The following is a 26,508-nucleotide window of genomic DNA, read 5'->3' on the forward strand; positions in this document are numbered from 1 at the left end:
CGCCCCCCTCACCGAATCCGCCCCGCAATCAGGGACCCGCCGCCCCAAGGTTGGCCGCAAGCCTGTCCCATCAGTCCCAGTAGCCGGGGCTGCTGTAGCACGCCTTCAGGTGGTCGATGAACAGCCGCACCCGCCCGGGCAGGAAGCGCCGCTGCGGCACCACCGCGTACACCGGGTAATCCGGCGACGAAAAGCGCTCCAGCACCGTCACCAGCCGCCCGTCGGACAGGTCGTCCTTCACCTCCCACAGCGAACGCCACGCCAGCCCCAGCCCGGCCAGCGCCCAGTCGTGCAGCACCGCGCCGTCGTTGCACTCCAGCACGCCGCGCACGCGCAGGTTGAGCAGCTCGCCGTCGACCTTGAAGGTCCAGCCGCGGCTCTGGCTCTCGCCCAGCGACAGGCAGTTGTGGCCGGCCAGATCCTCCAGCGTGCGCGGGATGCCGTGCCGCGCCAGATAGGCCGGCGATGCCACCACTACGCGGCGGTTTTCCGCCAGCCGTACCGCCACCAGCGAGGAGTCGGCCAGATCGGAAATGCGGATGGCGCAGTCGATGCGGTCGCGCGCCAGGTCCACCAGCCGGTCGGACAGGTCCAGCGTGACGCGCAGGTCGGGATGCGCCTGCAGGAAGGACGCGATGTGCGGTGCGACGTGGCGGCGGCCAAAACCGGCCGGCGCCGACAAGCGCAGGTGGCCGCGGGCCCGGCCGCTGCCGGAGGCCACCGCCGCCTCGGCCTCGGCCAGCTCGGCCAGGATGCGCTGGCAATCCTCGAAAAAGGCGCTGCCCTCCTGCGTCAGCGTCACGCTGCGCGTGGTGCGCACCAGCAGCTTGACCCCCAGCCGCTCCTCCAGCGCATCCAGGCGCCGGCCTATCATCGCCGCCACCACGCCCTCCTGCCGCGCCGCCGCCGACAGGCTGCCCAGGTTGACCACCGCGACAAAGGTTTCCATCTGCTTCAGCACCGGGCATTACCTCACAAAAAGTAAAATATGTTTCGCGATCTTACCGGATTTTCCCACACTGCCACATGCTAAACTGCCATCGAAAAAGCAAGCAGTTGCTAAGCAAGATCGCAAATAAAAACAGAAACTTGCCGCCACCACCCGACAAGCCCAGGAGAGAATCCCCATGACGCAGGCCCTGCCGCCAGGCGTGGACATCAACGCCCCGGTCACCGGCTCGTTTGCCGCCATCCTTACCCCCGAGGCGCTGGCCTTTGTCGCGACGCTGCACCGCCGCTTCGAGCCGCAGCGTCGCGAGCTGATGCAGCGCCGCCAGCAGCGCCAGGCCAGCCTCGATGCCGGCGCCCTGCCCGACTTCCTGCCGGAAACCGCCGCCATCCGCCAGGGTGACTGGCAGATCGCGCCGCTGCCGGCCGACCTGCACGACCGCCGCGTCGAGATTACCGGCCCCGCCGAACGCAAGGTGATGATCAACGCGCTGAACTCCGGCGCCGGCGTGTTCATGGTCGATTTCGAGGATGCGCAATGCCCGAGCTGGGACAACCAGCTGCAGGGCCAGATCAACCTGCGCGACGCCTGGCGCAAGACGCTGGCCTACCACGGCCACGACGGCCGCCACTACCGCCTCAATGACGAGATCGCCACGCTGATGGTGCGCCCGCGCGGCTGGCACCTGCCGGAGAAGCACCTGCTGGTCGACGGCCAGATGGTCAACGGCAGCCTGTTCGATTTTGCGCTGTCGTACTTTCATAGTGCCGCCGCCCTGCACGAGCTTGGCCGCGCGCCCTACTACTACCTGCCCAAGCTGGAGTCGCACCTCGAGGCGCGGCTATGGAACGATATTTTCATCTGTGCCCAGGAACTGCTGCAGCTGCCGCGCGGCAGCATCAAGGCCACCGCGATGATCGAGAACATCCTCGCTGCCTTCGAGATGGACGAAATCCTGTACGAGCTGCGCGAGCACAGCGCCGGGCTGAACGCCGGGCGCTGGGACTACATCTTCAGCTGCATCAAGCACTTCCGCCACAACCGCGAGTTCTGCCTTGCCGACCGTGAACGCATCACCATGCGCGTGCCCTTCATGCGCTCCTACACCCTGCTGCTGATCAAGACCTGCCACCAGCGCGGCGCGCCGGCCATCGGCGGCATGTCGGCGCTGATCCCGATCAAGCACGACCCCAGCCGCAACGAGCTGGCGCTGGCCGAAATCCGCGCAGAAAAGGAACGCGACGCGCGCGACGGCTACGACGGCGGCTGGGTCGCCCATCCCGGACTGGTGCCGCTGGCGCACGAAGCCTTCCGCAGCGTGCTGGGCGGTGCCGTGCACCAGTGGCAACGCCGGCGCGACGACGTGCTGATCACCGCCGCCGACCTGCTCAACTTCCAGCCGGAAACGCCGATCACCGAGCACGGCCTGCGCAACAACATCAACGTCGGCATCCAGTACCTCGGCGCCTGGTTCAGCGGCAACGGCTGCGTGCCGATCCACAACCTGCTGGAAGAGGCCGCCACCGCCGAGATCGCCCGCTCGCAGATCTGGCAGTGGATACGCAGCCCGAAAGGGGTGCTGGACGACGGCCGCAAGGTGACGCTGGGCCTGTTCCGCGACCTGGCCGCCGACGAGATCAACAAGCTGCGCGCCGAGTACGGCAGCCGCTGGCGCCGCCAGTTCGAGGACGCGGCGCAGCTGTTCGACCTGCTGATCAGCAGCGACGAGTTCATCGACTTCCTGACCCTGCCCGGCAACGAGTATCTGGACTGAGCCGCCGCCCTGCTCATTTTGATAGCAAACAGCGCCCAGGCCCCGTTATGGGGCCTTTTCATTTCGCAATGCACCAAGCGGTGGCAGATTGCTTCTCATGGATACAATATTTGAAATATTATTGCTTTGCACAAACTGAAATTCGTGTCGTTTTGCAATATCATTGCGCGAAAGCCGCATTACCAAGTCAACAATACCATCCGGAACCAAAGGTATCGCCATGATGAACTTCCCTCGCCGCACCGTACTGGCCGCGCTGCTGGCCGCCAGCCTCAGCCCGTTCGCCACTGCCGCCGACATGAAATCGGTCGCCGTCACCGCCATTGTCGATCACCCGGCACTGGATGCTGCGCGCAAGGGCGTGGAAGACGAACTGAAGGCCGCCGGCTTCGAAGCCGGCAAGCAGATCAAGTACCAATACCAGAGCGCGCAGGGCAACCCGGCCACCGCCGCGCAGATCGCCCGCAAGTTCATCGGTGACGGTCCGGACGTGATCGTGGCCATCGCCACGCCGAGCGCGCAGGCCGCCGTCGCCGGCACCCGCAGCATTCCGGTGGTGTTCACCGCGGTGACCGACCCGGTGGCCGCCAAGCTGGTGAAAAGCTGGAAAGCCGGCAACGGCAACGTCACCGGCGTCTCCGACATGCTGAAGCTGTCGTCGCAGGTTGACCTGATCGCCAAGGTGAAGCCGGGCGCCAAGCGCGTCGGCATGGTGTACAGCCCGGGTGAAGTCAACTCGGTGATCGTGGCCAAGGAGCTGAAGGCCGAGCTGGCCAAGCGCGGCATGACCCTGGTGGAAGCCCCGGCGGCGCGCACCGTGGACGTGGCCCCGGCCGCCAAGAGCCTGATCGGCAAGGTGGACGTGATCTACACCAGCACCGACAACAACGTGGTGTCGACCTACGAGTCGCTGGTCGGCGTGGCACAGCAGGCCAAGATCCCGCTGGTGGCCGCCGATACCGATTCGGTGAAGCGCGGCGCCACCGCGGCGCTGGGCCAGAACTACTACGACATCGGCCGCCAGACCGGCAAGCTGGTGGTGCGCATCCTGAAGGGCGAGAAAGCCGCCGCCATCGCGCCGCAGGTCGGCGAGAAGCTGTCGCTGACGCTGAACCAGGGCGCCGCGCAGAAACAGGGCGTCACCCTGTCCCCGGCCCTGCTGAAGGAAGCCAAGGAAATCATCAAGTAATGCCAACGTTGGCCGCAGCCACCGTTGCGGCCAACCTTGTTCACCCCGCGCTCCGCGATGCCCGATTACCGATTGGCGCACAGGAGCGCTTGTTATTGCAGGTAAGCCATGACCCCTATCGCGTTGATGGGTGCCCTGGAAATCGGTCTGATCTTTGCGCTGGTGGCGCTGGGCGTGCTGATTTCCTTCCGCATCCTTGATTTCCCCGACCTCACCGCCGACGGCAGCTTCCCGCTGGGCGGCGCCGTCGCCGCCACCCTGATCGCCGGCGGCCACGACCCGTGGCTGGCCTGCGGCTTCGGCGCGCTGGCCGGCGCCGTCTCCGGCCTGGTCACCGCCTGGCTGCACGTGCGCCTCAACATCCTGCAGCTGCTGGCCAGCATCCTGGTGATGATCGCGCTGTACTCGATCAACCTGCGCATCATGGGCGCGCCCAATATGCCGCTGATCGGCTCGCCGACGGTGTTTGCCCCGTTCATCGGCGAGGCGCTGGAAAACAGCTGGCTGGTACAGCCGGCGGTGCTGGCGGTGATCATCGTCGCAGCCAAGATCGCGCTGGACCTGTTCTTTGCATCGCAGACCGGCCTCGCGATGCGCGCCACCGGCGCCAACCCGCGCATGGCACGCGCCCAGGGCGTGGCCACCGAGCGCATGGTGCTGGCCGGCATGGCGCTGTCCAATGCGCTGATCGCGCTGGCCGGCGCGCTGTACGTGCAGACCCAGGGTGGCGCCGACGTGTCGATGGGCGTCGGCACCATCGTGGTGGGGTTGGCCGCGGTGATCATCGGCGAAACCCTGCTGCCGTCGCGCAAGCTGTGGGTGATCACGCTGGCCACCATCATCGGCGCCCTGCTCTACCGCCTGCTGATCGCGGTGGCGCTGAACGCCGACTTCATCGGCCTGCAGGCGCAGGACCTGAACCTGATCACCGCGCTGCTGGTGGGTGGCGCGCTGGTGCTGCCGCAACTGAAAGCCAAACTGCGCCGCAAAGGAGGTAAAGCATCATGATGCGCGCCGAACAGCTGTTCAAGACCTTCAACCCCGGCACCCCGATCGAGAATCCGGTGCTGCGCGGCCTGTCGTTGACCATCGAGTCCGGCCAGTTCGTGACCGTGATCGGCAGCAACGGCGCCGGCAAATCCACGCTGCTGAACGCGATCTCCGGCGACCTGTTCGTCGACAGCGGCAGCCTGCACATCGACGAGCAGGACGTCACCCGCGTACCGGCCTGGCAACGCGCCGGCATGGTGGCGCGCGTGTTCCAGGACCCGATGGCCGGCACCTGCGAAGGGCTCAGCATCGAGGAAAACATGGCGCTGGCCTGGCACCGCGGCCGTAGCCGCGGCTTTGGCCGTGCCATCCGCGCCGAGCAGCGCGAGCTGTTCCGCGACAAGCTGGCGATGCTGAAGCTGGGGCTGGAAAACCGTCTCGCCGACCGCATCGACCTGCTCTCCGGCGGCCAGCGCCAGGCGGTCAGCCTGCTGATGGCCTCGCTGCAGCCGTCTCGCATCCTGCTGCTGGACGAGCACACCGCGGCGCTGGACCCGAAAACCGCCGCCTTCGTGCTGGAGCTGACCGACCGCATCGTGCAGGAGAACAAGCTCACCGCGATGATGGTCACCCACTCCATGCGCCAGGCGCTGGATCACGGCCACCGCACGGTGATGCTGCACCAGGGCCGCGTGGTGCTGGATGTCAGCGGCGACGAGCGCAAGCAGATGCAGGTCAGCGACCTGCTGGCGATGTTCGAGAAGACCCGCGGCGAACAGATCGACGACGACGCGCTGCTGCTGGGCTGAGACCGGCGCGCACTCCCGACAGCACGGCCCCCGGGCCGTGCTTTTTCATCACAAGGTTGGCCGCAAAGCAGGCGCCGGCACCACATCCGGATGCCATAATGAGCCGGTACGATTGCAACCATCACGCATCGCCACAGTCACAGCGCTGTTTTCACCGCGAAAGGCCCATCATGTCCCTGTTCCTGCGTTCTTCCCGTCCCTTGCTGCTCGGCGTCACCCTGCTGCTGAGCCAGCTGGCACCGGCCCAGGCGGCCGAGCCCGCCACCGTCCTCCACCTCAGCGCCAGCGCCCAGCGCGAGCTGCCGAATGACCAGCTGAATGCGACGCTCTACATCCAGGAGCGGCAGCCACAGGCGGCACAGCTGGCGGACAAGCTGAACCGCGCCCTCAACCGCGCCAAGGCCGACGCCGCCGGCTACCCGAAGGTGACCATCAGCAGCGGCAACTACAACAGCTGGCCCAGCTACGACAAGAACGGCAAGATCAACGGCTGGCAAGGCCGCGCCGACATCCGCCTGCACAGCCGCGACTTTGCCGCCGCTGCCGAGCTGATCGCCCAGCTGCAGAAATACATGCTGCTGGAGGGCGTGCAGTTCAGCGTCGCCGACAGCACGCGCAAGGCCACCGAGCAGACGCTGATTCCGGAGGCGATTGCCCTGCTGCAGCACCAGGCCACCGCCGCCGGCAAGGCACTGGGCAAGCCGCAACAGCAGGTGCGCGAGCTGACCATAGGCGAAAGCCAGCCGAACATGCCGCCGCTGCTGATGCGCGCCAAGGCAATGACGGCCGATGCCGCAGCCGAGGTGACCACGCCGGAATGGCAACCGGGTAAAAGCACCATCCAGCTCAATGTCAGCGGTCGCATCGAGCTGCAATAAGGCGATGCGCGGCAACGGCGAGATTGACGCTCATCCCGCCGTTGCTGATACTGCGCTTACAATATCGCACTCCCGCGACACAAGCCGCCAAGCACACACACCATCATGAAACTGATTGCCTCACTGACCAGCCCGTTTGCCCGCAAGGTGCGCGTGGTGCTGGCCGAGAAAAAGATCGACTGCCCGCTGGAACTGGACATGCCCTGGGAGGCCGGCAGCCGGGTCCCCGAGTTCAACCCGCTGGGCAAGGTGCCGGTCTTGCTGCTGGACGACGGCAGCACGCTGTTTGATTCCCGCGTCATCGTCGAGTACCTGGACAGTATTTCCCCGGTGGCACGGCTGTTCCCGCAGGAACGCCGCCAGCTGATCGAAGCCCGCCGCTGGGAGGCTTTGGCCGATGGCATCTGCGATGCCGCCGCCAATATCGTGATCGAGCAACGCCGCCCGCCGGCACTGCAAAGCGCCGACTGGATCAACCGCCAGCACGACAAGATCATCCGCGGCCTGGCCGCCCTCGCGCACGACCTCGGCGAGCGCCACTGGTGCTGCGCCGACAGCTACGGCATTGCCGACATCAGCGTCGGTTGCTGCCTGGGCTACCTCGACTTCCGCTTTGCCGACTTCGACTGGCGCACGCTACATCCGAATTTGGCCAGCCTGGCGCTACGCCTGCAGCAGCGCAGCAGCTTCAGCGACACGCTGCCGCCGGCGTAAACGGCTTGTGCCAGACAGCATGGCAATTCGGCCAATACGGACTAAGCTTATATCAGGCATGCGCTGTCGCCTGTTATCCAGCAAGGAGAATCATCATGCGGTTGGAACAAATGAAACGCATCGCGGACATGATCGGCCTGAAGAAAAAGTCCCGTGAAGCAGTCTGCCTGATGGAGATCGACGGCATGACCGGTTATGCCGCCTCGCGCCAACTCGATATCAGTCTCTCTACCGTTTCACGCGCGCATGCGCGCTTTCGCAGTGCAATGAAGCAGCTATCCAGCTAAAGCCAGCCCGTCAAAAGCGGCCGGATGCCCGCGCGGTATCCGCCTGCTTTTTATCTGGCCTGCGATCGCTGACTGGGGCTCGTCGTCCCGTGGCACGAAAAAACTGACAAATCATGGATTTAGCGGTATAGTACGGTTTGTTTCCGTCTTGCTGGCACTGTTCTCGTACTGCTGCCGTCTGTTTTTGCCTGCCCTGCCCTACCTCGCAGGCGACACTCCCCAACACGGTTTCACATTTCTTTCCCGTTCATGCCGCTTATGAACGGGCCTTGGTGCATGGTCTGACGACCGGGCACGGAACCAGCTACCCGAAAGAATACAATGTCTAAAGAAGATATGATCGAACTGCAAGGTGTCGTTACCGAAATGCTGCCTGAATCGCGCTTTCGTGTATTGCTGGACAACGGCGTGGAAATCCTCGCCTACGGCTCCGGCAAAATGCGCATGCACCGCATCCGCGTGCTGATGGGCGACCGCGTCACCGTAGAAATGTCACCGTATGATTTGAGCAAGGGACGGATCAACTTCCGCCACCCGACAGCGCGCCCGGAAGGTGCACCACAGCACTTCCGCCGCTGATATTGAGAATTGAACAAGGAATTTAATGAAAATCCAGGAATTGCAACCAGGTGATCGCATCACCGAACAACGTCTTGACCACACCGTCGCCTACGAAGTCATCGCCATCCGCCAGGTTGGCCGCCGTTTCATGGTGACCTTCAACTCGGCACTGGGATTGTCCAGTGCACACTATCAGGGCGATGCCTACATCGCCGCGGCCCGCTAAGCGCGCCGACTGCCACACCCTGCCAGCGCAGCCCCACTACCGGACGGCACCCCAATAAAAAAACCGCCCTGCCAACGGGCAGGACGGTTCGTAAGGGGCAAGCCACTGCGGCCAAGGTTGGCCGCAATGCGCCGGATCAGACAGACAATTCCAGCATCAGCTTGTTGATCCGCTTCACGAAGGTGGCCGGGTCTTCCAGCTTGCCGCCTTCCGCCAGCAATGCCTGATCGTACAGCACGTGCGCCAGGTCTTCGCGGCGGCTGTCGTCGCTTTCTGCGGCCAGACGCTTGACCAGCACGTGTTCCGGGTTGATCTCCAGTGTCGGCTTGCTGCCTTCCGGCACCGGCTGGCCGGCGGCCTTGAGCATGCGCTCCAGGTGCGCGCTCATCTCGTGCTCGCCCACCACCAGGCAGGCCGGGCTGTCGGTCAGGCGTGCGGTGGCACGCACGTCCTTCACCCGCTCGCCCAGCGCCTTCTGCACCAGCTCCACCACCGGCTTGGCGGCTTCTTCCACCTGCTTCTGCGCTTCCTTGTCAGCCTCGTCTTCCAGCGCACCCAGATCCAGTGCGCCCTTGGCGACAGATTGCAGCTGCTTGCCGTCGAACTCGGTCAGCGAGCCGGTCACCCACTCGTCGACGCGGTCGGTCAGCAGCAGCACTTCCACGCCCTTTTTCTTGAACACTTCCAGATGTGGGCTGTTGCGCGCAGCGGACAGGGTATCTGCAGTGATGAAGTAGATCTTGTCCTGGCCTTCCTTCATGCGGGAGGCGTAGTCGGCCAGCGACACGTCCGGCACGTCGCCTTCAGAAGTGGTGGACACGAAGCGCAGCAGCTTGGCGATGCGCTCCTTGTTGGCAAAGTCCTCGCCCACGCCCTCTTTCAGCACCTGGCCGAATTCCTTCCAGAAGGCGGCGTACTTGTCCTTGTCGTTGGCGGCCAGGTCATCCAGCAGGCCCAGCACCTTCTTCACGCAACCGGCGCGGATGGCGTCGATGTCCTTGGACTCCTGCAGGATCTCGCGCGACACGTTCAGCGGCAGGTCGTTGCTGTCGATCACGCCGCGCACGAAGCGCAGGTACTGCGGCATCAGCTTGTTGCTGTCTTCCATGATGAACACGCGACGCACGTACAGCTTCACGCCCTGCTTGCGCTCGCGGTCCCACATGTCGAACGGCGCGCGCGACGGGATGTACAGCAGCTCGGTGTACTCCTGGCGGCCTTCGACGCGGGCGTGGCTCCAGGCCAGCGGCTCGGTGAAGTCGTGCGCCACGTGCTTGTAGAATTCCTGGTACTGCTCGTCGCTGATGTCGTTCTTGCTGCGGGTCCACAGCGCGGAGGCCTCGTTCACCACTTCGAAATCGTCGCTGACGATCACTTCGCCGTTCTCGCCGTAGCTGTTGCCCTTCTTCATCTCGATCGGGATCGAGATGTGGTCGGAGTAGGTGCGCACGATGCGCTTGAGCGACCAGTCGTTGAGGAAGTCCTCGTTGCCGTCCTTCAGGTGCAGCACGATCTCGGTGCCGCGGCCAACCTTGTCCACCTGCTCCAGGGTGAAGTCGCCCTCGCCGGCCGACTCCCAGCGCACGCCTTCGCTGGCGGCGCTGCCGGCGCGGCGGGTGGTCAGCGTTACCTTGTCGGCGACGATGAAGGCGGAGTAGAAGCCGACGCCGAACTGGCCGATCAGGTTGGCGTCCTTCTTGGCGTCGCCGGACAGCTGCTCGAAGAAGGCCTTGGTGCCGGACTTGGCGATGGTACCGATGTTGGCGATCACCTCGTCGCGGCTCATGCCGATGCCGTTGTCGGCGATGGTGATGGTCTTGGCATCCTTGTCGACGCTGATGCGGATTTTCAGCTCGGGATCATTCTCGAACAGGGCGGCATTGTTCAGCCCCTCGAAACGCAGCTTGTCGGCCGCATCGCTGGCGTTGGACACCAGCTCACGCAGGAAGATTTCCTTGTTGGAGTACAAGGAATGGATCATCAGTTTCAGCAGCTGCTTGACTTCGGTCTGAAAACCCAGGGTTTCTTTCTGTGCGCTCATGGCTATGTCTGAATGAAGAGTTGATAACAGAGGACAAGATGGCGACAGGCGCAGATTCTTCAAGAGCCGGCGCACGCGACCGGCTGCGGGCATGAAAAAACCCGGCACCTGCCGGTAGCCGGGTTGCGGAGGGCGGGTGCGCGTATCAGGCGCCGGCGCCGTCCTTCTTCTCGCGCAGGCCGGGCGGCAGCGCGAACACGATGCTCTCCTCCACCCCGTTCAGCTCGCTGACGCTGGTGGCGCCAAACTGGCGGATCTGCTCGATCACCGCCTGCACCAGCACCTCCGGCGCGCTGGCACCGGCGGTGACGCCGACGCGCTGCTTGCCGTCGAACCATTCCCGCTGCAGCAGGGTGGCGTTGTCGACCATGTAGGCGGTCACGCCGCGCAAGGCCGCCACTTCGCGCAGGCGGTTGGAGTTGGAGCTGTTCGGCGAGCCGACCACGATCACGATGTCGCACTCGTCGGACAGCACCTTCACCGCATCCTGACGATTCTGCGTGGCGTAGCAGATGTCGTCCTTCTTCGGGCTGGTGATCTGCGGGAAGCGCGCCTTCAGCGCGTTGATGATGTCGCGGGTCTCGTCCACCGACAGCGTGGTCTGGCTGACGTAGGACAGCCGCGACTCGTCCGGCAGCTGCAGCGTGGCGACGTCGTCGACCGTCTCCACCAGGTACATGCCGTGCTCGACCTGGCCCATGGTGCCCTCCACCTCGGGGTGGCCCTTGTGGCCGATCATGATGATGCTCATGCCGGCCTGGTGCATGCGCTTGACCTCGACGTGCACCTTGGTCACCAGCGGACAGGTGGCGTCGTACACCGTCAGGCCGCGGGCTTCCGCCTCCTGGCGCACCGATTGCGGCACGCCATGCGCCGAGTAGATCAGGGTGGCGCCGGGCGGCACGTCCTGCAGCTCCTCGATGAAAATGGCGCCCTTGTCGCGCAGGTTGTCGACCACGAAACGGTTGTGCACCACCTCGTGGCGGACATAGATCGGGGCGCCGTAGATTTCCAGCGCGCGCTCGACGATGGCGATGGCACGGTCGACGCCGGCGCAGAAACCGCGCGGGTTGGCCAGCATGATGGTCTTCGTCATCGGGTATCCTTCAGTAGCTAAAAGGTTGGCCGCAAGGCTGCGGCCAACGTTGTCGTCATGGTTGCGGGTGGCGGAAGCTGTCGATCACCATCAACACGGCGCCGACACAGATGAAGCTGTCGGCGAGGTTGAAGGCCGGGTAGTACCAGCTGTCGTAGTAGTGCACCTGAATGAAATCGATGACGTGGCCGTGCAGCAGGCGGTCGATCACATTGCCCAGCGCGCCGCCGATGATGAACGATGCCGCCAGGCTCATCACCGTGCTGAAGCGCCCTTTCACCATCTGCCAGCCCAGCCAGCCGGAGACGGCGAAGGCCAGCGCGGTGAAGAAGAACTTCTGCCAGCCGCCGGCGTCGGCGAGGAAGCTGAACGCCGCCCCCGGGTTGTACAGCAGGGTGAAACCGAAATAACCCGGGATCACCGCGCGGTACTCGCCGAACTGGTAGCTGGTATTGAAGTGGATCTTGCTGAGCTGGTCGATCACGATGATCAGCAGCGCCAGCACGAACCACTTCAGGCTGTCACGCAGCGCCGTGGCCGGCGCTGCCGTTTGCAGTTCGACGTCAGGCGTGGACACGGGCCTCACCTTTACCATCGATGTTGTCGACGCAGCGGCCGCAGACATTGCCGTGGCCGGCATGGCTGCCGACGTCGCTGCGGTAGTGCCAGCAACGGTCGCACTTGGCGTGCGCCGACGGCGTGACGGTGATGCTCAGCGCGCTGCCTTCGCTGACGCTGACGCGCGACACCATCAGCACGAACTTGAGGTCGTCGCCCAGGCTGGCCAGCAGCGGGAACAGCACCTCATCGGCCACGACATCGACCTCGGCCTGCAGCGCGGAACCGAGCTGCTCGGCACTGCGCAGCGCCTCGATATCCTTGTTCAGCTGAGCGCGGAAGGCGCGGATGGCCTGCCACTTGCCGACCAGGTCCGCTTCCTGCTGCTCGCCGGTGAGCGGGAACTCATGCCATACGTGGAACAGCGGCGATTCCTCGTCGCTGCCGACCAGCACTTCCCACGCCTCATCGGCGGTGAAGCACAGGATGGGCGACACCAGCAGCAGCAGGCTGCGGGTGATGTGGTACAGCGCGGTCTGCGCGCTGCGGCGCGCATGGCTGCCCGCCTTGGTGGTGTACAGGCGGTCCTTGAGGATGTCGAGGTAGAAGGCACCCAGATCCTCGGAGCAGTAGTTGACGATTTCCTGCACCGCGTGGTGGAAGGCGTAGCGCGGGTATAGCTCGCCGGTCACCTTCTCCTGCATTTCCTTGGCCATCAGCAGCGCGTAGCGGTCGATCTCCAGCATGCTGCCGAACGGCACCGCGTGCTCCATCGGGTCGTAGTCCGACAGGTTGGCCAGCAGGAAGCGGAAGGTATTGCGCAGGCGGCGGTAGCTCTCGGTGACGCGCTTGAGGATCTCGTCGGAGATCGCCAGCTCGCCGGAGTAGTCGGTGGACGCCACCCACAGGCGCAGGATGTCGGCGCCGAGGCTGTCGTTGACCTTCTGCGGTGCCACCACGTTGCCCTTGGACTTGGACATCTTCAGGCCCTTGCCGTCGACCACGAAGCCGTGGGTCAGCAGCTGCTGGTACGGCGCGCGGCCGATGGTGGCGCAACCGGTGAGCAGCGACGACTGGAACCAGCCGCGGTGCTGGTCGGAGCCCTCCAGATACAGGTCGGCCGGCCACGCCAGTTCCGGGCGCTGTTTCAGCACCGCGAAGTGGGTGGAACCGGAATCGAACCACACGTCCAGAGTGTCACTGAGCTTGCGGTAGTTGGCCGCATCCTCGCCCAGCAGCTCGGCGGCATCGAGGCTGAACCAGGCTTCGATGCCCTGCTGTTCGATGCGCAGCGCCACCTGTTCCAGCAGCGCGGCGGAGTCCGGATGCAGCTCGCCGCTTTCCTTGTGCACGAAGAAGGTCATCGGCACGCCCCAGTTACGCTGGCGCGACACGCACCAGTCCGGGCGGTTGCTGATCATCGCTTCCAGACGGGCACGACCCCAGGCCGGGAAGAACTCGGTACTGTCCACCGCTTGCTTGGCGCGCTCGCGCAGCACCTCGCTGTCCTTGCCGGACTTGTCCATGCCGATGAACCACTGCGCGGTGGCGCGGAAGATGATCGGGGTCTTGTGGCGCCAGCAGTGCGGGTAGCTGTGCAGCAGCTTTTCCTGGTGGATCAGCGCGCCCTGCTCGGCCAGCGTTTCGATCACTTTCGGGTTGGCTTCCCACACCGACAGGCCGGCGTACAGCGCGGTGGTGGACTTGTAGCGGCCGTTGTCGGCCACCGGGTTGTCCACCGGGATGCCGTACTGCTGGCCGACCTGGAAGTCTTCCAGACCGTGCGCCGGCGCGGTGTGCACCAGGCCGGTACCGGCGTCGGTGGTCACGTGCTCACCGCAGATGATCGGCACCTGGCGGTCGTAGAACGGGTGCTGCAGGCGGATCAGCTCCAGCTTGTCGCCGCTGGTTTCCGCCAGCACGGTGCCGTCCACGCCGTAGCGCTTGAGAGTCGCTTCGACCAGATCCTTGGCCAGGATCAGCTTGCCCTTGGCGGTGTCCAGCAGCTGGTACACCAGTTTGGCATTGACCGACACCGCCTGGTTGGCCGGCAGCGTCCACGGCGTGGTGGTCCAGATGATGGCCTGCGCGTCATCGACGCTGCCCGCCAGGCCGAAGGCTGCGGCCAACTTGTCGCCTTCCAGCACCGTGAAGCCGACGTCGATGGCCGGCGAGGTCTTGTCTTCGTATTCGACTTCCGCCTCGGCCAGCGCCGAGCCGCACTCGATGCACCAGTGCACCGGCTTCTCGCCCTTGAACAGGTAGCCGTTCTCGTAAATCTTGCCGAGGGTGCGCACGATGTCGGCCTCGGTCTTGAAATCCATGGTCAGGTAGGGGTTGTCCCAGTCGCCCAGCACGCCCAGACGGATGAAGTCCTTCTTCTGGCGCGCGATCTGCTCGTGCGCGTATTCGCGGCACAGTTCGCGGAACTTGGCGGCCGGGATGTCCTTGCCGTGCAGTTTCTCCACCATCAGCTCGATCGGCAGACCGTGACAGTCCCAGCCCGGCACGTAGGGTGCGTCGAAGCCGGACAGGGTCTTGGAGCGGACGATGATGTCCTTCAGCACCTTGTTGACGGCGTGGCCGATATGGATATCGCCGTTGGCGTACGGTGGGCCGTCGTGCAGGATGAACTTGGGACGGCCGGCGGCGACCTTGCGCAGTTTCTGGTAGCGCTGCTGTTCGGTCCAGCGCTTGAGCCAAGCGGGTTCACGTTTGGCCAGATCACCCCGCATCGGGAACGGGGTATCCAGCAGGTTTACGGTCTTGCGATAGTCGATGCTCATGCCTGATCTCGTTGCAAACTGGTCAAATAGGTCTTGGCGCTGGCGGCATCGCGTTCAATCTGCGCCACCAGCTCGTTCAAATCATCATAACGCGCTTCATCGCGCAATTTTTTCAGAAAGTGCACCGAAACACGCTGGCCGTACAGATCACCGTGAAAATCGAACAAATGCACTTCCAGCTTGTAGTGCTGGCTGTCGGTGACCGTCGGGTTCTTGCCGAGGCTGGCCACGCCGCCGAGACGCCCCTGCGGCGTGTCGACCTCCACCACGAACACCCCCTGCAGCGCCGGTCGCAGATGCGGCAGGTGCACGTTGGCGGTCGGAAAGCCGATGGTGCGCCCCAGCTTCTGGCCGTGCATCACCTTGCCACTGATCTGGTACGGCCGCCCCAGCAGGGTCGCCGCGCGCTGCAGGTCGCCGGCGGCCAGGGTATCGCGCACCAGGGTGCTGGAGGCGCGCTCGCCGGCCACCAGCACCGACGGCATCGCTTCGGTGACGAAATCGGGACAGGCGCTGAGCAGCTCGAAATTGCCCTTGCGGTCGGCACCGAACTGGAAATCGTCGCCGATCAGCAGGTAACGGGTCTGCAATTGCTGCTGCAGCACCTCGCGCATGAACAACTCGGCCGGCATGCGCGAAAAGGCGTGGTTGAAACGATAGACAAACACGTAGTCGACCCGTTCTTCTTCCGCCAGGAATTGCAGCTTGTCGCGCAGCACCGACAGCCGCGCCGGCGGCTGGCTGCGGGCAAAGAACTCGCGCGGATGCGGCTCGAAAGTCAGCAGCGCGGTGGGCAGGCCGCGGGCGGCGGCCTCGTGCCGCAAACGGGCCAGCATCTTCTGATGGCCAAGGTGGACACCGTCGAAATTACCGATGGTCAGCGCACAGGGCAACAAGTCATGGCGACGCGGGTCGCCCAGAAACGCTCGCATGGACAGTCGTGCTCGAAAAGAAACAAACGGTGATTTTAACCAGCCACCCTGAGCCGCGCCAGCCCAAAGCCAAAAAACAAAAGCCCCGGCAGGAGCCGGGGCTTTCTGGCAAGAAGCGAGACTTACATCTTCACTTCTTTGGCGGTTTCTACAGTCACTTCGAAGCGACGATCCGGCTCCATGCAGGCGATGCGCTGGTTGCGGGCCTTGATCTTCGAGCACTGCTCGGTCATCTTGGCTTGCGATTCGCCAGCGCCGGAAGCGGTGATCTTCTCGGCAGGGATGCCGCCGGCAACCAGGTAGTCCTTCACGGCGTTGGCACGACGCTCGGACAGCTTCTGGTTGTAGGCTTCGGCGCCCATGGAGTCAGTGTGGCCAACGATGGCAACCGACTTCAGGTACTTGTCGCCCTTCAGTTCCGCAACCACGCCGTCCAGCGCTGCGTTGCCGGAAGTGATCACGGTCTTGTCGAAGGCGAACAGGCCGGCTGCCGACAGGGAGAAGGACTTGATCTGGGAAACCACTGGCGCAGGAGCCGGAGCGGCAGGCGCTACCGCAACTGGCTTAGGAGCTTCCTTGTCGCCGCACTCAACCAGACCGTTGGCTTCCTTGTTGAAGTAGCCGTCTTTCCAGCATTCGCCGTAGGCGTTGCGAGCCACGTTATCAACAACGCCGTCAGTCGCGTAGCCGGCCTTGGCAGCGAAAGCGCCGCTGGACAGCATCATGGCAACAACCAGAGCGCTCAGTTTGATCGATTTTTTCATAGCATTTCCTCTTTGTTGGATAAGTCTACCAGCTTCGCAAAACTGCTTATGACAAGCACAGCACGTCAAGCTTTAAGACAAACGCGAAATTCATCCGTTGCCAGATAGTTGGAGTGACTATAGGTAGTCGATCACCACCATGTCAACTTTAGCTCAATGGAATGCGACAAAAAAAGCAACACAAAAGCGGACCATTCTATCGAAACACCACACTTTCAGTTGCTAACAAGCAACAATTTAGCGCGAAGTGCGTCTTTTAAACAACGGCTCCGGCTGCAGCACGGTGGCCTGGTACTGGTCGCTGAAATCGCGCAGACCATCCAGTGCCGCCTGGGCCGGACGGTCGTCGCGGATCGCGAACACGGTAAAGCCGACCTGGGACAGGTACGCCAGCTGATCGCGCTGCACGTCGCCAATGGCACGCAACTCCCCCTGATAACCGTAGCGCTCGCGCAGCAATCGGGCAAGGCTATAGCCACGGCCATCGGTAAAGGCCGGGAAATCGATGGCGATCAGCGGCAGCTGCGCCAGCACCGGCAACAGCAGGCTCAGGTCGGCATCCGGTGCCAGCCATGGCGCGGCCTGGCCGCTACGGGCAGGATCAAGCGCCAGCCAGGCGGCCAGCGGCAGGATGACGTCCTCCGCCGCGCCATAGCTTTCGTCTTCGCTGCGGATCAGGTGCCATGCATCTTCCGTGACCGCGTCGTTCTTAATGAGATTTTGCATAAACGCGCTCCTTGAATGGCTCCAGCCCGATACGGCGTACGGTCTCGATAAAGCGTTCGCCAGCCAGGCGTTGCTCGACATACAGGTTCATGATCTTCTCGAATGCCAGCGGCACGTCGGCCTGCGCGAACGACGGTCCGATCACCTTGCCGATGGCGGTGTGGTTGCCCTGGCTGCCGCCGAGGGTGATCTGGTACCACTCTTCGCCATTTTTATCAACGCCAAGAATACCGATGTTGCCGATGTGATGATGGCCACAGGCGTTCATGCAGCCGGAGAAGTTGCAGTCGATGTCGCCGAGGTCGAACAGGTAGTCGAGGTTGTCGAACTTCTGCTGGATCGCTTCCGCCACCGGAATGGAACGGGCATTGGCCAGCGAGCAGAAGTCGCCACCCGGACAGCAGATGATGTCGGTGAGTAGGCCGACGTTCGGGGTGGCGAAGCCGTGCTGGCGTGCCAGCTGCCACACCTCGTACAGGTCGCTTTCCTTCACGTCCGGCAGGATCAGGTTCTGTTCGTGCGCCACGCGCAGCTCGCCGAAGCCGAAACGGTCGGCCCAGTCGGCGGCCGCATCCATCTGCTCGGCCGTGATGTCGCCCGGCGGTACGCCGGTCTTCTTCAGCGACAGTACCACCGAGCGGTAGCCGGTCTGCTTGTGGCTACGGGTATTGCGCGCCACCCACTTGGCGAATGCCGCATCGCTGACCAGCGGCACGGTGAAGGCTTCCGGGTTGGCGGCCAGCTGCTCGTAGGCCGGGTCGGTAAAGAAGCTGGCGTAGTGCGCCACGTCCTCGTCGCGCAACGTGGCCGGGCCATCCTTCAGGTGCGCCCACTCGTCTTCCACCTTGGCGGCGAAGGCTTCCGGCGTCATCGCCTGCACCAGGATCTTGATGCGCGCCTTGTACTTGTTGTCACGACGGCCGAAGCGGTTGTACACGCGCAGCACGGCGTCGAGGTAGGTCAGCAGATGGCGGGTCGGCAGGAATTCGCGGATGGTCTTGCCGACCAGCGGGGTGCGGCCGAGGCCGCCGCCGACGATGACCTTGAAGCCGACTTCACCGGCGTCGTTCTTTACCACGTGCAGGCCGATGTCGTGCACCTGGGTGGCGGCACGGTCGTCGGCACTGCCGGAGACGGCGATCTTGAACTTGCGCGGCAGGTAGGCGAACTCCGGGTGCAGCGTGCTCCACTGGCGGATGATCTCGCAGTAGGCGCGGCCGTCCAGGTACTCGTCGGCGGCAACACCGGCAAAGGCGTCGGTGGTGGTGTTGCGCACGCAGTTACCGGAGGTCTGGATCGCGTGCATCTCGACCTCGGCCAGCTCGGCGAGGATGTCGGGCACCCGCTCCAGCGCCGGCCAGTTGAACTGGATGTTCTGGCGCGTGGTGAAGTGGCCATAGCCGCGATCGTAGGTACGGGCGATGTGGGACAGCTTGCGCAGCTGGGTGCTGGACAGGTGGCCATAGGGAATGGCGACGCGCAGCATCGGCGCGTGGCGTTGCACATAGAGGCCATTCATCAGCCGCAGCGGGCGGAATTCGTCTTCCGACAGCTCGCCGGCCAGGTAGCGGCGGGTCTGGTCGCGGAACTGCTCGACGCGCTCGCGCACCAGGCGGTGATCCACTTCATCGTACTTGTACATGCTTCTGTTTCCTCAAGCGGTATTGGCCGCACTGGCTGCGGCCAACCTTGTCAGGCATTCGGGCGTTTCAGCGGACTGGCCTTCACGTGCAGGCCACATTCCTTGGATTCCGGGTTTTCCCACCACCAGCGACCGGCACGGATATCCTCGCCGACGGAAATCGGCCGGGTACAGGGCGCACAGCCGATGGACGGCACATGCTTGTCGTGCAGGCTGTTGTAGGGCACGTCGTTGGCGCGGATATATTCCCACACCTCTTTCTCGGTCCACTCGATCAGCGGGTTGAACTTCATCAGGCCGTTGTCGGCGTCGAACTCGCGGTCGGTGAGATCCTGCCGCGTCGGCGACTGCTCACGGCGCAGGCCGGTGATCCACGCCGACAGGCCGTTCAGCGCGCGCTTCAGCGGCTCGATCTTGCGGATATGGCAACAGGACTTGCGCAGCTCGACGCTGTTATAAAAAGCGTTGATGCCGTTCTGGTTGACGTAGGCTTCCAGCGCCGTCGCATCCGGATAGTAAACACGGATCGGGTGGCTGGGGTAGCGCTCGCCGACCTGCTGCATCAGGGTGTAGGTTTCCACCGGCAGGCGCCCGGTATCGAGGCTGAAAATGCCGATCGGCAGCTTGCGGCTGGCGATCAGGTGCATCAGCACCATGTCTTCGGCACCAAAGCTGTTGGCCAGCGCAACGGGCGCGTGGTCGCGGGCGATGGTATCGAGCAGGGCTTCGGTATGCGCTAGCTTGTCGGCAAGGCTCATCGTGGGGCCTCCATGGGCGTTCGGTGTGAAGTCTGCCATGGTAGCGAAAGCCTTTAAAGCCGAAAAGAATATTGTGTTAGTATTTAATTACTTTAGGTTTTAAGGAGCGCACGATGAAACTCCAGCAGTTACGCTATCTGGTCGAAGTGGCCAAGCAGGGCCTGAACGTGTCCGAAGCGGCGGAAAAGCTGCACACCTCGCAGCCGGGCATCTCCAAGCAGATCCGCCTGCTGGAAGACGAGCTCGGCATCCAGGTGTTCATCCGCAACGGCAAGCGCGTGGTCGCGGTGTCGGAGCCGGGCAAGGAAGTGCTGCGCATCTCGGAGCGCATCCTGCGCGAGGCGCAGAACCTCAAGCGCGTCGGCGACGAATTCTCCAAGGAAGCCGAAGGCGCGCTCACCATCGCCACCACCCACACCCAGGCCCGCTACGCGCTGCCCAAGGTGATCGCCGAATTCGTGCAGCGCTACCCGAAGGTACGGCTGTCGATCAAACAGGGCAGCCCGACGCAGATCTGCGACATGGTGGTGTCCGGCGAGGCCGACCTCGCCATCGCCACCGAAGGCATCTCGCTGTACAAGGAACTGGCGATGCTGCCCTGCTACGAGTGGAACCGCAGCATCGTGGCACCGGACGGCCACCCGCTATTGGCGCTGCAGCGACCGCTGACGCTGGAAGACATCGTCGCCCATCCGATCATCACCTACGACTTCGCCTTTGCCGGCCGCTCCAAGATCAACCAGGCTTTCAGCAGCATCGGCAAGACGCCGAACGTGGTGCTGACCGCGATCGACACCGACGTGATCAAGACCTACGTCAAGCTCGGCCTCGGCATCGGCATCATCGCCAGCATGGCCTTCGAGGCCGAGCGCGACATCGGACTGCAGGCGCGCGATGCCAGCCACCTGTTCGACGCCTCGGTGACCAAGATCGGGCTGCGCAAGGACGCCTACCTGCGCGGCTACGCCTACACCTTCATCGAGCTGTTCGCGCCGCACCTGCACCGCAAGGAAGTGGACGCCGCGCTGCACCACGGCGATGACGAGGAATAAACACAAGGTTGGCCGCAAATAAAAAGCACCTGTCGCGACAGGTGCTTTTGCATTGTGGCCAACCTTTGGCAAAATCCGCTCAGGCTGACACATCCAGCAATGATTTCGTCATGAAATACTTGCAGCCGGTGCTAGGGTACTGTGCTTGCGTCCACTGCATCTGGTAGCCGTTGCTCTCGTAAAACGGCCGCGCCTGAAAACCCAGCGTATCCAGCAGCACGAATTCACATCCCCGCTCGCACGCGGCCTCTTCCAGCTTCAGCAAGAGCTGCTGCCCCATCCGCTGCCCCCGCAATTCCGGCGACACCCATAGATTATCCAGCAGCAGCCACTTGCCAAAAGTACGCCCGGCTGCACCGGCGAGTAATGCCCCCGCTTCGTCCTTGACACTCACAGCCAGCGGAAAGCGTTGTTTCACTTCCCAGTGTTCAGCATTGAACTCGTCGATCTTTTGCTCCAGCAGATCAAGCAAATCCGTATCCGGCTGCTGTTCAACGATCAATTCGTACATAACTCGCTCTTCCGCCGTGCGATGGTTTACTGCGTGTCGCGGATCAGCTTGGCGAGACGGGCGACACCTTCCTCGATGCGCGCCGGCGTGGCGTGGCTGAAGTTCAGGCGCAGGCGGCCGATGCCGTCGGCCTGGTTGGCGTAGAACGGCTCGCCGGGCATGAACGCCACGTTGTGCTCGCCCAGCGCCACCTTCAGCAGCTCGCGGGTGTCGCGCGTGGTTTTCAGCTTCAGCCAGAAGAACAGGCCGCCCTGCGGCACCTGCCAGTCGGCGAGATCGGCAAAGTGCTTCTCCAGCGCGGCCTGCATCGCGTCGCGGCCAACCTTGTACTTGGCCTGCAGCCCGGCCAGATGCGCGGGGTAGTTGCCGCTCTTCAGCCATTCGCTGATGAACCACTGGCCCAGACGATTGGAGTGCAGGTCCACCGCCTGCTTCAGCTTCAGCAGGTAGGGCATCAGGTCCGGCGAGGCGATCAGGTAGCCGATGCGCAGGCCCGGTGCCAGCGTCTTGGAGAAGGAGCCGCAGTAGATCCACGACGCCGACTTCAGGTGGGTGACCAGCGGGGCCGGCGCGTCGCCGTCGTAGGACAGCGCGCGGTACGGGTCGTCCTCGATCAGCACGGTGCCGGCGGCGTCGATGACCTCGGCCAGCGCCTTGCGCGTGTCCGGTGTGTAACAGGCGCCGGACGGGTTCTGGAAGGTCGGGATCAGGTAGGCAAGGCGGGCCTTGCTGCTGTCCAGTGCCGCGGCCAGCGTGGCCGCCGGCAGCTGGCCGTCGACCTGCTGCACGGTGGTGATGTCGGCACCGAACAGCTTGAATACCTGCAGCGCCGCGAGATAGGTCGGGCCTTCGGTGATGATCGGTGTGCCCGGATCGATGAACAGCTTGGCGGCCAGGTCCAGCGCCTGCTGCGAGCCGGACAGCACCAGCACCTGCGACGGGTCGCACTGCAGGCCGATGCGGCCAACTTCACGTGCGATCTGCTCGCGCAGCTCCGGTTCGCCCTCGCTGGTGCCGTACTGCGCCAGGGCTGGCGGTACGCCCTTGAAATCCAGTGCCGGCAGGCAATCGGCGGCCGGCAGGCCACCGGCAAACGAGATCACTTCCGGACGTTGTGCCGCGGCCAGGATCTCGCGGATCAGGGAACCGGACAGGCGTTCGACGCGCTCTGAAAACATGGTACTCTCCTCTGGAAGACAGGTTTTTATTAGTCAAATTGTTTGACCAACTTAACGCTTAATGACCTTTACGTCAACCATGATTTCCTTGCCAGATTCCTTTGTTTTGCGCGACGCCATGAAGGCGTTTTTTCATGCCTACCAGGCCTTTACCGACAAGCCGGACGAAATGCTGGCGCGGCGCGGCCTGGCGCGGGTGCATCACCGCATCCTGTTCTTCGTGGCACTGTATCCCGCGCTGTCGATCAAGGACCTGCTGGCCTGTCTCGACGTCACCAAACAGGCGATCAACATCCCGCTGCGGCAGCTGATCGAGATGGGGCTGATCGCCACCGACACCGCCAGCCACGACAAGCGGGTGAAGGAGCTGCGCCTGACCGAGGAAGGCCGCAAGCTGGAAGAGGCGCTGCACCGCGAACAGGCGCGCCTGCTGATGCAGGCATTCGCCGAGGCCGGCCAGGACGCCACCGAAGGCTGGCTCAAGGTCAACCAGGCGATGAGCCTGCTCAGCAAGTCCGACATCCCGCGCAGCTGACATGCGCTGCGGCCAACGTTGGCCGCAAGCGCCCCCTCCCCGCCCCTCAGGCTATGCGCTCGTAGCGCACCTCCAGAATCTCGATTTCCTCCTCGCCGTCCGGACCACGGAAGAACACCGTGTCGCCCTCGCGCGCCTTGATCAGCGTGCGCGCGATCGGCGAAATCCAGCTGATGTGGCCACGCGCCAGGTCGATCTCGTCGACGCCGACGATGCGCAGCAGCTGCTCACCGCCGTGGCCGCGCTGGATCAGCACCGTGGCCGAGAAGAACACCTGGTCGGTGGCCTCGCGCAGCTCCGGATCGACCACCTCGGCGATTTCCAGCCGCTTGGTGAGGAAACGGATGCGACGGTCGATCTCGCGCAGGCGGCGCTTGCCGTACAGGTAGTCGCCGTTCTCCGAGCGGTCGCCGTTGCTGGCCGCCCAGTTCACCACCTGCGTCATGTGCGGGCGCTCGTGCTTGACCAGCTGGTTCAGCTCCTCGCGCAGGCGGTGCCAGCCCGCCGGCGTGATGTAGTTCTTGCTCGCGGCCGGCAGCCGCTGTTCCGCCGGCAGCTCGTCGTCGTGTTCGTCGTCCTGCTCGCGGGTAAAGGCTTTGCTCATGTATACATCCCGGAATGAAAAAACGCCCCCGGCCGGAGCAGGAGGCGTTGCTGGCCGGCAGCAGGCTTACTTGGCGTCGCCGCCGCGTACCTTGATCTGGCCGGTGGCGGTCAGCCCGGCCCACTTCATCACCGCGGCCACTTCGGCCTCGTTCAGCTCGTAATACTGACCGCGCTTGAGGCGCGGTGGCAAGCCGATATTGCCGAAACGGACGCGGATCAGGCGGCTGACGGTGATGCCGAAGTGCTCGAACATGCGGCGCACTTCGCGGTTGCGGCCTTCGCGGATCACCACCTTGTACCAGCGGTTGGCGCCCTCGTCGGCGCCGCCCTGCTCGCTGATGCGCTGGAAGTGGGCGGTGCCGTCTTCCAGTTCGATGCCGGAAGTCATTTCCTTCATCTGCTCGCGGGTCAGCTCGCCCAGCACACGCACCGCGTACTCGCGGTCGAACTCGAAGCTCGGGTGCATCATGCGGTTGGCCAGTTCGCCGCTGGTGGTCACCAGCAGCAGGCCGGAGGTGTTGACGTCGAGACGGCCAATCGCCACCCAGCGGCTGGACTTGGCCTGCGGCAGGCGGTCGAACACGGTGATGCGGCCGCCCGGGTCGTCACGCGACACGATCTCGCCTTCCTGCTTGTGGTACATGATCACGCGCGGCAGGCGGTCGGCCCACTTCAGCTTGATCGGGTTGCCCTTGGCGGTCACGCGGTCCTGCGGGCCGACCTTGTCGCCCAGCTCCGCCTTCTTGCCGTTGACGGTGATGAAGCCGGCCTCGATCCACTCTTCCATCTCGCGACGGGAGCCGACGCCGGAGGCGGCCAGCGCCTTCTGCAGGCGTACCGGCTCGATATTGCTGTAGTCGACGCGGGTTTCGCGCAGACGGGCGGAGCGCTCGGCGATCTCCTGCTTCGGCGCGCGCAGCGCCAGTTTCTTGGCACGCGGCACCTTCGCCGCCGGCGCCTCGCGGCGCGCCTTGCCGAACTCGTTGCTGCCGCGGCCGTCCGGCGACGGCGCGCCGCCCGGAACCGCGAAATTCTTGTTGCCGAACTGGCGCTCGTGCTTGAACGCGGCCTCGCCACGGCCGGCAGTGCGGCGGTCGTCCTGGTGGAAGGCCTGGCCATCGCGGCGGGTGGCCGGACGGGTATCCGGGTCCAGCGGCTTGCCGTCACGGCGGCTGGTGGCGGGTGCGCGGCGGCTATCGGGCGCGGTCGCGTCGCGGCGGCTCTGCGCGGCCGGGGCCACGGTGCGGGCATCGGCGGGATAGGTGCTGCCGTCACGGCGGGTTTTCAGCACGGTTTTCGGCTGCGGCTTGCCGCTTGGCGCCGCGGCAGGTGCCGGACGCGCGTTGAAGCTGGCCGGCGCCTTCGGTTGCAGCGGTTTGCCGCCGAAGGCCGGGTTGCGGGATTGGCCGGATTCCTGGCCACGGACGCGGGCGACGGGTTGGCGCGCGTGATTGCGTTGTCCTTTAGACATCATGATTCCTGTTCAGTATTTTGGGGCGCCTCATCAGCGAGGGGCACTTCACCGTCCTCATCCACGTTGGCCGCAAGCTGCTCCGGCAACACCAGCGTGCCCAGCTCCGCCAGCGGCGGCAGGTCACGCAGGGTGTTGAAACCCAGATCATCGAGAAACTTGTGGGTGCTGGCGTACAGCCCGGGACGGCCGGGCACGTCCTTATGCCCGATCACTTCGATCCAGCCCCGCTCCAGCAGGGTCTGCATCACACTGGTGGACACCGACACACCGCGGATGGATTCGATATCCCCGCGGGTAACCGGCTGTTTATAGGCAATGATGGCCAGTGTTTCCATCACGGCACGCGAATAACGCGGCGGTTTTTCCGGCGTCAGTCGCGCAAGGTAGGGCGTGAACTCGGCGCGCGCCCGAAAGCGCCAGCCGGAGGCGAGCTTGACCAGCTCCACGCCCCTGCCCTTCCAGTTCTGCCGGATCTCGTCGAGGATGTCATTGATCAGCGCCGCCTTCACGTCTTCGGTGAACAGCTTTTTCAGCTGGCCGACGGTGAGCGGCTCCTGCGCCGTCAACAGCGCGGTTTCCAGCACGATCTTGAGGTAATTAAGGTCGGTAATGGTCGACATGACAGCCCCGGAACAACGGGCACAACAGAACGGAAGGTGCGGATTTTACACGATTTTTTGCCAAACCGCGCATTTATTCACGAGCGCGGCGCCAGCACGATCACCGCCATACCGGCCAGGCACAGCCCGACCCCGGCCACATCCCACAACGTTGGCCACACGCCATCCACCGCCCACAGCCACACCAGCGCCACGCTGACATAAACCCCGCCGTACGCGGCATAGATGCGCCCCGACGCGTCCGGATGCAGCGTCAGCAGCCAGGCGAACAGCGCGAGACTCATCGCCGCCGGCAGCAGCAACCACGGCGAACCGCCCTTTTTCAGCCACAGCCACGGCAGATAGCAGCCGACGATCTCGGCCAATGCCGTCAGCACGAACAAGCCGAGAGTGTGCATGGGGTGTCCTTTACTGGTGTCTTGTTGATTGCGGGAGCGATGGCAAGCCGTTGCTACGGCCGGTATGGCGCTGTGCTTGCGGCCAACCTTGTTTGCCTACGACGTCGCTTGCGATGGGGCGGCATGATGCCACAGCGTATGGGGTGGCGTATCGGGACGACTCGAACGCCCAAAGGTTGGCCGCAAGGCTTGATGGCAGACAAACCGGCAAGCCAGAACAATTTGCCCGAATGAAATTTGCCATTATCATGAACAGCTAATTATTCATGCAGGTGGCTTGCCACTGAACAGACGCCTCATTATCACGAGCCCTTGCTGAGAGACTAAGCCGCACGGCCTTGATAAGGCAGAATACTCCACATGACAAAGTGCCGTTAGGCACACCATCCAATACGTTATACACACTGGGTATGTGTACCTTTCACGTTTGAACTCCGCACAACAGGTAGTGATT

Annotated in this window: 27 protein-coding genes; 11 read left to right on the forward strand and 16 right to left on the reverse strand. The window is 64.0% G+C overall.

All coding sequences use genetic code 11. The annotated features are described in order from the left end of the window. Window positions 1–70 precede the first annotated feature (70 nt). Complete coding sequence (locus IE100_RS03415) at window positions 71–949, reverse strand: LysR family transcriptional regulator (RefSeq protein WP_189372750.1); 879 nt, start codon at window positions 947–949, stop codon at window positions 71–73. 178 nt (window positions 950–1,127) lie between these two features. Here IE100_RS03415 and aceB point away from each other — a divergent pair, with 178 nt between their 5' ends. The 9 genes from aceB to IE100_RS03460 all read left to right on the forward strand — a co-directional run bounded on the left by aceB (window position 1,128) and on the right by IE100_RS03460 (window position 8,377). Next, window positions 1,128–2,723 carry a malate synthase A gene (aceB, locus tag IE100_RS03420; RefSeq protein ID WP_189372751.1) on the forward strand — a complete coding sequence of 532 codons (1,596 nt, stop codon included), beginning with the start codon at window positions 1,128–1,130 and terminating at the stop codon, window positions 2,721–2,723. 220 nt (window positions 2,724–2,943) lie between these two features. After that, the gene (locus IE100_RS03425) at window positions 2,944–3,912 is read left to right on the forward strand and encodes an ABC transporter substrate-binding protein (protein ID WP_229800208.1); all 969 of its coding nucleotides are present in this window, start codon (window positions 2,944–2,946) and stop codon (window positions 3,910–3,912) included. A 108-nt stretch (window positions 3,913–4,020) separates the two neighbouring features. Further along, on the forward strand, window positions 4,021–4,920 hold the full coding sequence (locus IE100_RS03430; RefSeq protein WP_189372752.1) for an ABC transporter permease: 900 nt from the start codon (window positions 4,021–4,023) through the stop codon (window positions 4,918–4,920). Beyond that, a complete protein-coding gene (locus IE100_RS03435) occupies window positions 4,917–5,711 on the forward strand; it encodes an ABC transporter ATP-binding protein (RefSeq protein ID WP_189372753.1) in 795 nt (264 codons plus the stop codon). The genes IE100_RS03430 and IE100_RS03435 overlap by 4 nt, the downstream gene beginning before the upstream one ends. 170 nt (window positions 5,712–5,881) lie before the next feature. Continuing rightward, window positions 5,882–6,589: an SIMPL domain-containing protein gene (locus IE100_RS03440; RefSeq protein WP_189372754.1), complete on the forward strand. Its 708-nt coding sequence runs from the start codon at window positions 5,882–5,884 to the stop codon at window positions 6,587–6,589. Window positions 6,590–6,694: 105 nt separating this feature from the next. After that, window positions 6,695–7,303, forward strand: a complete 609-nt coding sequence (locus IE100_RS03445; protein WP_189372755.1) for a glutathione S-transferase — start codon at window positions 6,695–6,697, stop codon at window positions 7,301–7,303. Window positions 7,304–7,398: 95 nt separating this feature from the next. Beyond that, a complete protein-coding gene (locus IE100_RS03450) occupies window positions 7,399–7,590 on the forward strand; it encodes an RNA polymerase sigma factor (protein ID WP_047967332.1) in 192 nt (63 codons plus the stop codon). A 321-nt stretch (window positions 7,591–7,911) separates the two neighbouring features. Next, a complete protein-coding gene (infA, locus tag IE100_RS03455) occupies window positions 7,912–8,169 on the forward strand; it encodes a translation initiation factor IF-1 (RefSeq protein WP_189372756.1) in 258 nt (85 codons plus the stop codon). A 25-nt stretch (window positions 8,170–8,194) separates the two neighbouring features. Further along, on the forward strand, window positions 8,195–8,377 hold the full coding sequence (locus IE100_RS03460) for a hypothetical protein (RefSeq protein ID WP_047967330.1): 183 nt from the start codon (window positions 8,195–8,197) through the stop codon (window positions 8,375–8,377). Between the two features lie 136 nt (window positions 8,378–8,513). On the opposite strand, the gene htpG is transcribed toward IE100_RS03460, so the two are convergent. From htpG to IE100_RS03505, 9 genes are all read right to left on the reverse strand, one after another. Beyond that, a complete protein-coding gene (gene htpG / locus IE100_RS03465) occupies window positions 8,514–10,418 on the reverse strand; it encodes a molecular chaperone HtpG (protein WP_189372757.1) in 1,905 nt (634 codons plus the stop codon). Window positions 10,419–10,563: 145 nt separating this feature from the next. After that, window positions 10,564–11,514: a 4-hydroxy-3-methylbut-2-enyl diphosphate reductase gene (gene ispH / locus IE100_RS03470; protein ID WP_189372758.1), complete on the reverse strand. Its 951-nt coding sequence runs from the start codon at window positions 11,512–11,514 to the stop codon at window positions 10,564–10,566. Window positions 11,515–11,569: 55 nt separating this feature from the next. Then, window positions 11,570–12,091: a signal peptidase II gene (gene lspA, locus IE100_RS03475; RefSeq protein ID WP_373295290.1), complete on the reverse strand. Its 522-nt coding sequence runs from the start codon at window positions 12,089–12,091 to the stop codon at window positions 11,570–11,572. Next, entirely contained in the window at window positions 12,078–14,858 is a 2,781-nt protein-coding gene (ileS, locus tag IE100_RS03480) for an isoleucine--tRNA ligase (RefSeq protein ID WP_189372760.1), read from the reverse strand. Before ileS ends, lspA begins: the two co-directional genes overlap by 14 nt. Then, window positions 14,855–15,790 carry a bifunctional riboflavin kinase/FAD synthetase gene (locus IE100_RS03485; RefSeq protein ID WP_189372761.1) on the reverse strand — a complete coding sequence of 312 codons (936 nt, stop codon included), beginning with the start codon at window positions 15,788–15,790 and terminating at the stop codon, window positions 14,855–14,857. Before IE100_RS03485 ends, ileS begins: the two co-directional genes overlap by 4 nt. A 122-nt stretch (window positions 15,791–15,912) precedes the next feature. Then, on the reverse strand, window positions 15,913–16,554 hold the full coding sequence (locus IE100_RS03490) for an OmpA family protein (RefSeq protein WP_189372762.1): 642 nt from the start codon (window positions 16,552–16,554) through the stop codon (window positions 15,913–15,915). Window positions 16,555–16,791: 237 nt separating this feature from the next. Further along, complete coding sequence (locus IE100_RS03495; RefSeq protein ID WP_189372763.1) at window positions 16,792–17,280, reverse strand: DUF934 domain-containing protein; 489 nt, start codon at window positions 17,278–17,280, stop codon at window positions 16,792–16,794. Continuing rightward, window positions 17,264–18,922, reverse strand: coding sequence for a nitrite/sulfite reductase (locus tag IE100_RS03500; protein ID WP_189372764.1), 1,659 nt, complete (start codon window positions 18,920–18,922; stop codon window positions 17,264–17,266). Before IE100_RS03500 ends, IE100_RS03495 begins: the two co-directional genes overlap by 17 nt. Before the next feature lie 50 nt (window positions 18,923–18,972). Continuing rightward, window positions 18,973–19,680 carry a phosphoadenylyl-sulfate reductase gene (locus tag IE100_RS03505; RefSeq protein ID WP_189372765.1) on the reverse strand — a complete coding sequence of 236 codons (708 nt, stop codon included), beginning with the start codon at window positions 19,678–19,680 and terminating at the stop codon, window positions 18,973–18,975. A gap of 113 nt (window positions 19,681–19,793) precedes the next feature. On the opposite strand from IE100_RS03505, the gene cysB reads away from it, so the two are divergent. Beyond that, a complete protein-coding gene (gene cysB, locus IE100_RS03510) occupies window positions 19,794–20,732 on the forward strand; it encodes an HTH-type transcriptional regulator CysB (protein WP_189372766.1) in 939 nt (312 codons plus the stop codon). Window positions 20,733–20,811: 79 nt separating this feature from the next. On the opposite strand, the gene IE100_RS03515 is transcribed toward cysB, so the two are convergent. Then, on the reverse strand, window positions 20,812–21,243 hold the full coding sequence (locus tag IE100_RS03515; protein ID WP_189372767.1) for a GNAT family N-acetyltransferase: 432 nt from the start codon (window positions 21,241–21,243) through the stop codon (window positions 20,812–20,814). A 26-nt stretch (window positions 21,244–21,269) separates the two neighbouring features. Further along, window positions 21,270–22,421, reverse strand: a complete 1,152-nt coding sequence (locus tag IE100_RS03520) for an aminotransferase-like domain-containing protein (protein WP_189372768.1) — start codon at window positions 22,419–22,421, stop codon at window positions 21,270–21,272. A gap of 118 nt (window positions 22,422–22,539) precedes the next feature. On the opposite strand from IE100_RS03520, the gene IE100_RS03525 reads away from it, so the two are divergent. Then, window positions 22,540–22,956 (forward strand): MarR family winged helix-turn-helix transcriptional regulator, encoded by a 417-nt coding sequence (locus IE100_RS03525; protein WP_120810591.1) that lies wholly within the window; start codon window positions 22,540–22,542, stop codon window positions 22,954–22,956. A gap of 46 nt (window positions 22,957–23,002) precedes the next feature. Here the strand turns inward: IE100_RS03525 and greB are convergent, their stop codons facing one another. The 4 genes from greB to IE100_RS03545 form a co-directional block, all read right to left on the reverse strand. Continuing rightward, window positions 23,003–23,560, reverse strand: a complete 558-nt coding sequence (gene greB / locus IE100_RS03530) for a transcription elongation factor GreB (protein ID WP_189352919.1) — start codon at window positions 23,558–23,560, stop codon at window positions 23,003–23,005. 66 nt (window positions 23,561–23,626) lie between these two features. Beyond that, window positions 23,627–24,853, reverse strand: a complete 1,227-nt coding sequence (locus IE100_RS03535; RefSeq protein WP_444545883.1) for a pseudouridine synthase — start codon at window positions 24,851–24,853, stop codon at window positions 23,627–23,629. 179 nt (window positions 24,854–25,032) lie between these two features. After that, window positions 25,033–25,656: an SMC-Scp complex subunit ScpB gene (gene scpB, locus IE100_RS03540; RefSeq protein ID WP_120810590.1), complete on the reverse strand. Its 624-nt coding sequence runs from the start codon at window positions 25,654–25,656 to the stop codon at window positions 25,033–25,035. 77 nt (window positions 25,657–25,733) lie between these two features. Then, entirely contained in the window at window positions 25,734–26,054 is a 321-nt protein-coding gene (locus IE100_RS03545; RefSeq protein WP_189372770.1) for a YnfA family protein, read from the reverse strand. Window positions 26,055–26,508: the final 454 nt, after the last annotated feature.

The sequence above is a fragment of the Vogesella alkaliphila genome (assembly GCF_014652475.1).
GTDB classification, from domain to species: domain Bacteria; phylum Pseudomonadota; class Gammaproteobacteria; order Burkholderiales; family Chromobacteriaceae; genus Vogesella; species Vogesella alkaliphila.

Bases quoted from the DNA above. Each gene is read 5' to 3' on its own strand.
- htpG (WP_189372757.1), bottom strand. From the start codon at position 10,418: ATGAGCGCACAGAAAGAAACCCTGGGTTTTCAGACCGAAGTCAAGCAG.
- IE100_RS03500 (WP_189372764.1), bottom strand. From the start codon at position 18,922: ATGTACAAGTACGATGAAGTGGATCACCGCCTGGTGCGCGAGCGCGTC.
- IE100_RS03495 (WP_189372763.1), bottom strand. From the start codon at position 17,280: ATGCAAAATCTCATTAAGAACGACGCGGTCACGGAAGATGCATGGCAC.
- IE100_RS03515 (WP_189372767.1), bottom strand. From the start codon at position 21,243: ATGTACGAATTGATCGTTGAACAGCAGCCGGATACGGATTTGCTTGAT.
- IE100_RS03435 (WP_189372753.1), top strand. From the start codon at position 4,917: ATGATGCGCGCCGAACAGCTGTTCAAGACCTTCAACCCCGGCACCCCG.
- greB (WP_189352919.1), bottom strand. From the start codon at position 23,560: ATGAGCAAAGCCTTTACCCGCGAGCAGGACGACGAACACGACGACGAG.
- IE100_RS03415 (WP_189372750.1), bottom strand. From the start codon at position 949: ATGGAAACCTTTGTCGCGGTGGTCAACCTGGGCAGCCTGTCGGCGGCG.
- ileS (WP_189372760.1), bottom strand. From the start codon at position 14,858: ATGAGCATCGACTATCGCAAGACCGTAAACCTGCTGGATACCCCGTTC.
- IE100_RS03430 (WP_189372752.1), top strand. From the start codon at position 4,021: ATGACCCCTATCGCGTTGATGGGTGCCCTGGAAATCGGTCTGATCTTT.
- IE100_RS03460 (WP_047967330.1), top strand. From the start codon at position 8,195: ATGAAAATCCAGGAATTGCAACCAGGTGATCGCATCACCGAACAACGT.
- IE100_RS03425 (WP_229800208.1), top strand. From the start codon at position 2,944: ATGATGAACTTCCCTCGCCGCACCGTACTGGCCGCGCTGCTGGCCGCC.
- ispH (WP_189372758.1), bottom strand. From the start codon at position 11,514: ATGACGAAGACCATCATGCTGGCCAACCCGCGCGGTTTCTGCGCCGGC.
- IE100_RS03490 (WP_189372762.1), bottom strand. From the start codon at position 16,554: ATGAAAAAATCGATCAAACTGAGCGCTCTGGTTGTTGCCATGATGCTG.
- IE100_RS03445 (WP_189372755.1), top strand. From the start codon at position 6,695: ATGAAACTGATTGCCTCACTGACCAGCCCGTTTGCCCGCAAGGTGCGC.
- IE100_RS03505 (WP_189372765.1), bottom strand. From the start codon at position 19,680: ATGAGCCTTGCCGACAAGCTAGCGCATACCGAAGCCCTGCTCGATACC.
- cysB (WP_189372766.1), top strand. From the start codon at position 19,794: ATGAAACTCCAGCAGTTACGCTATCTGGTCGAAGTGGCCAAGCAGGGC.
- IE100_RS03525 (WP_120810591.1), top strand. From the start codon at position 22,540: ATGAAGGCGTTTTTTCATGCCTACCAGGCCTTTACCGACAAGCCGGAC.
- scpB (WP_120810590.1), bottom strand. From the start codon at position 25,656: ATGTCGACCATTACCGACCTTAATTACCTCAAGATCGTGCTGGAAACC.
- infA (WP_189372756.1), top strand. From the start codon at position 7,912: ATGTCTAAAGAAGATATGATCGAACTGCAAGGTGTCGTTACCGAAATG.
- IE100_RS03520 (WP_189372768.1), bottom strand. From the start codon at position 22,421: ATGTTTTCAGAGCGCGTCGAACGCCTGTCCGGTTCCCTGATCCGCGAG.
- IE100_RS03450 (WP_047967332.1), top strand. From the start codon at position 7,399: ATGCGGTTGGAACAAATGAAACGCATCGCGGACATGATCGGCCTGAAG.
- IE100_RS03440 (WP_189372754.1), top strand. From the start codon at position 5,882: ATGTCCCTGTTCCTGCGTTCTTCCCGTCCCTTGCTGCTCGGCGTCACC.
- IE100_RS03485 (WP_189372761.1), bottom strand. From the start codon at position 15,790: ATGCGAGCGTTTCTGGGCGACCCGCGTCGCCATGACTTGTTGCCCTGT.
- IE100_RS03545 (WP_189372770.1), bottom strand. From the start codon at position 26,054: ATGCACACTCTCGGCTTGTTCGTGCTGACGGCATTGGCCGAGATCGTC.
- aceB (WP_189372751.1), top strand. From the start codon at position 1,128: ATGACGCAGGCCCTGCCGCCAGGCGTGGACATCAACGCCCCGGTCACC.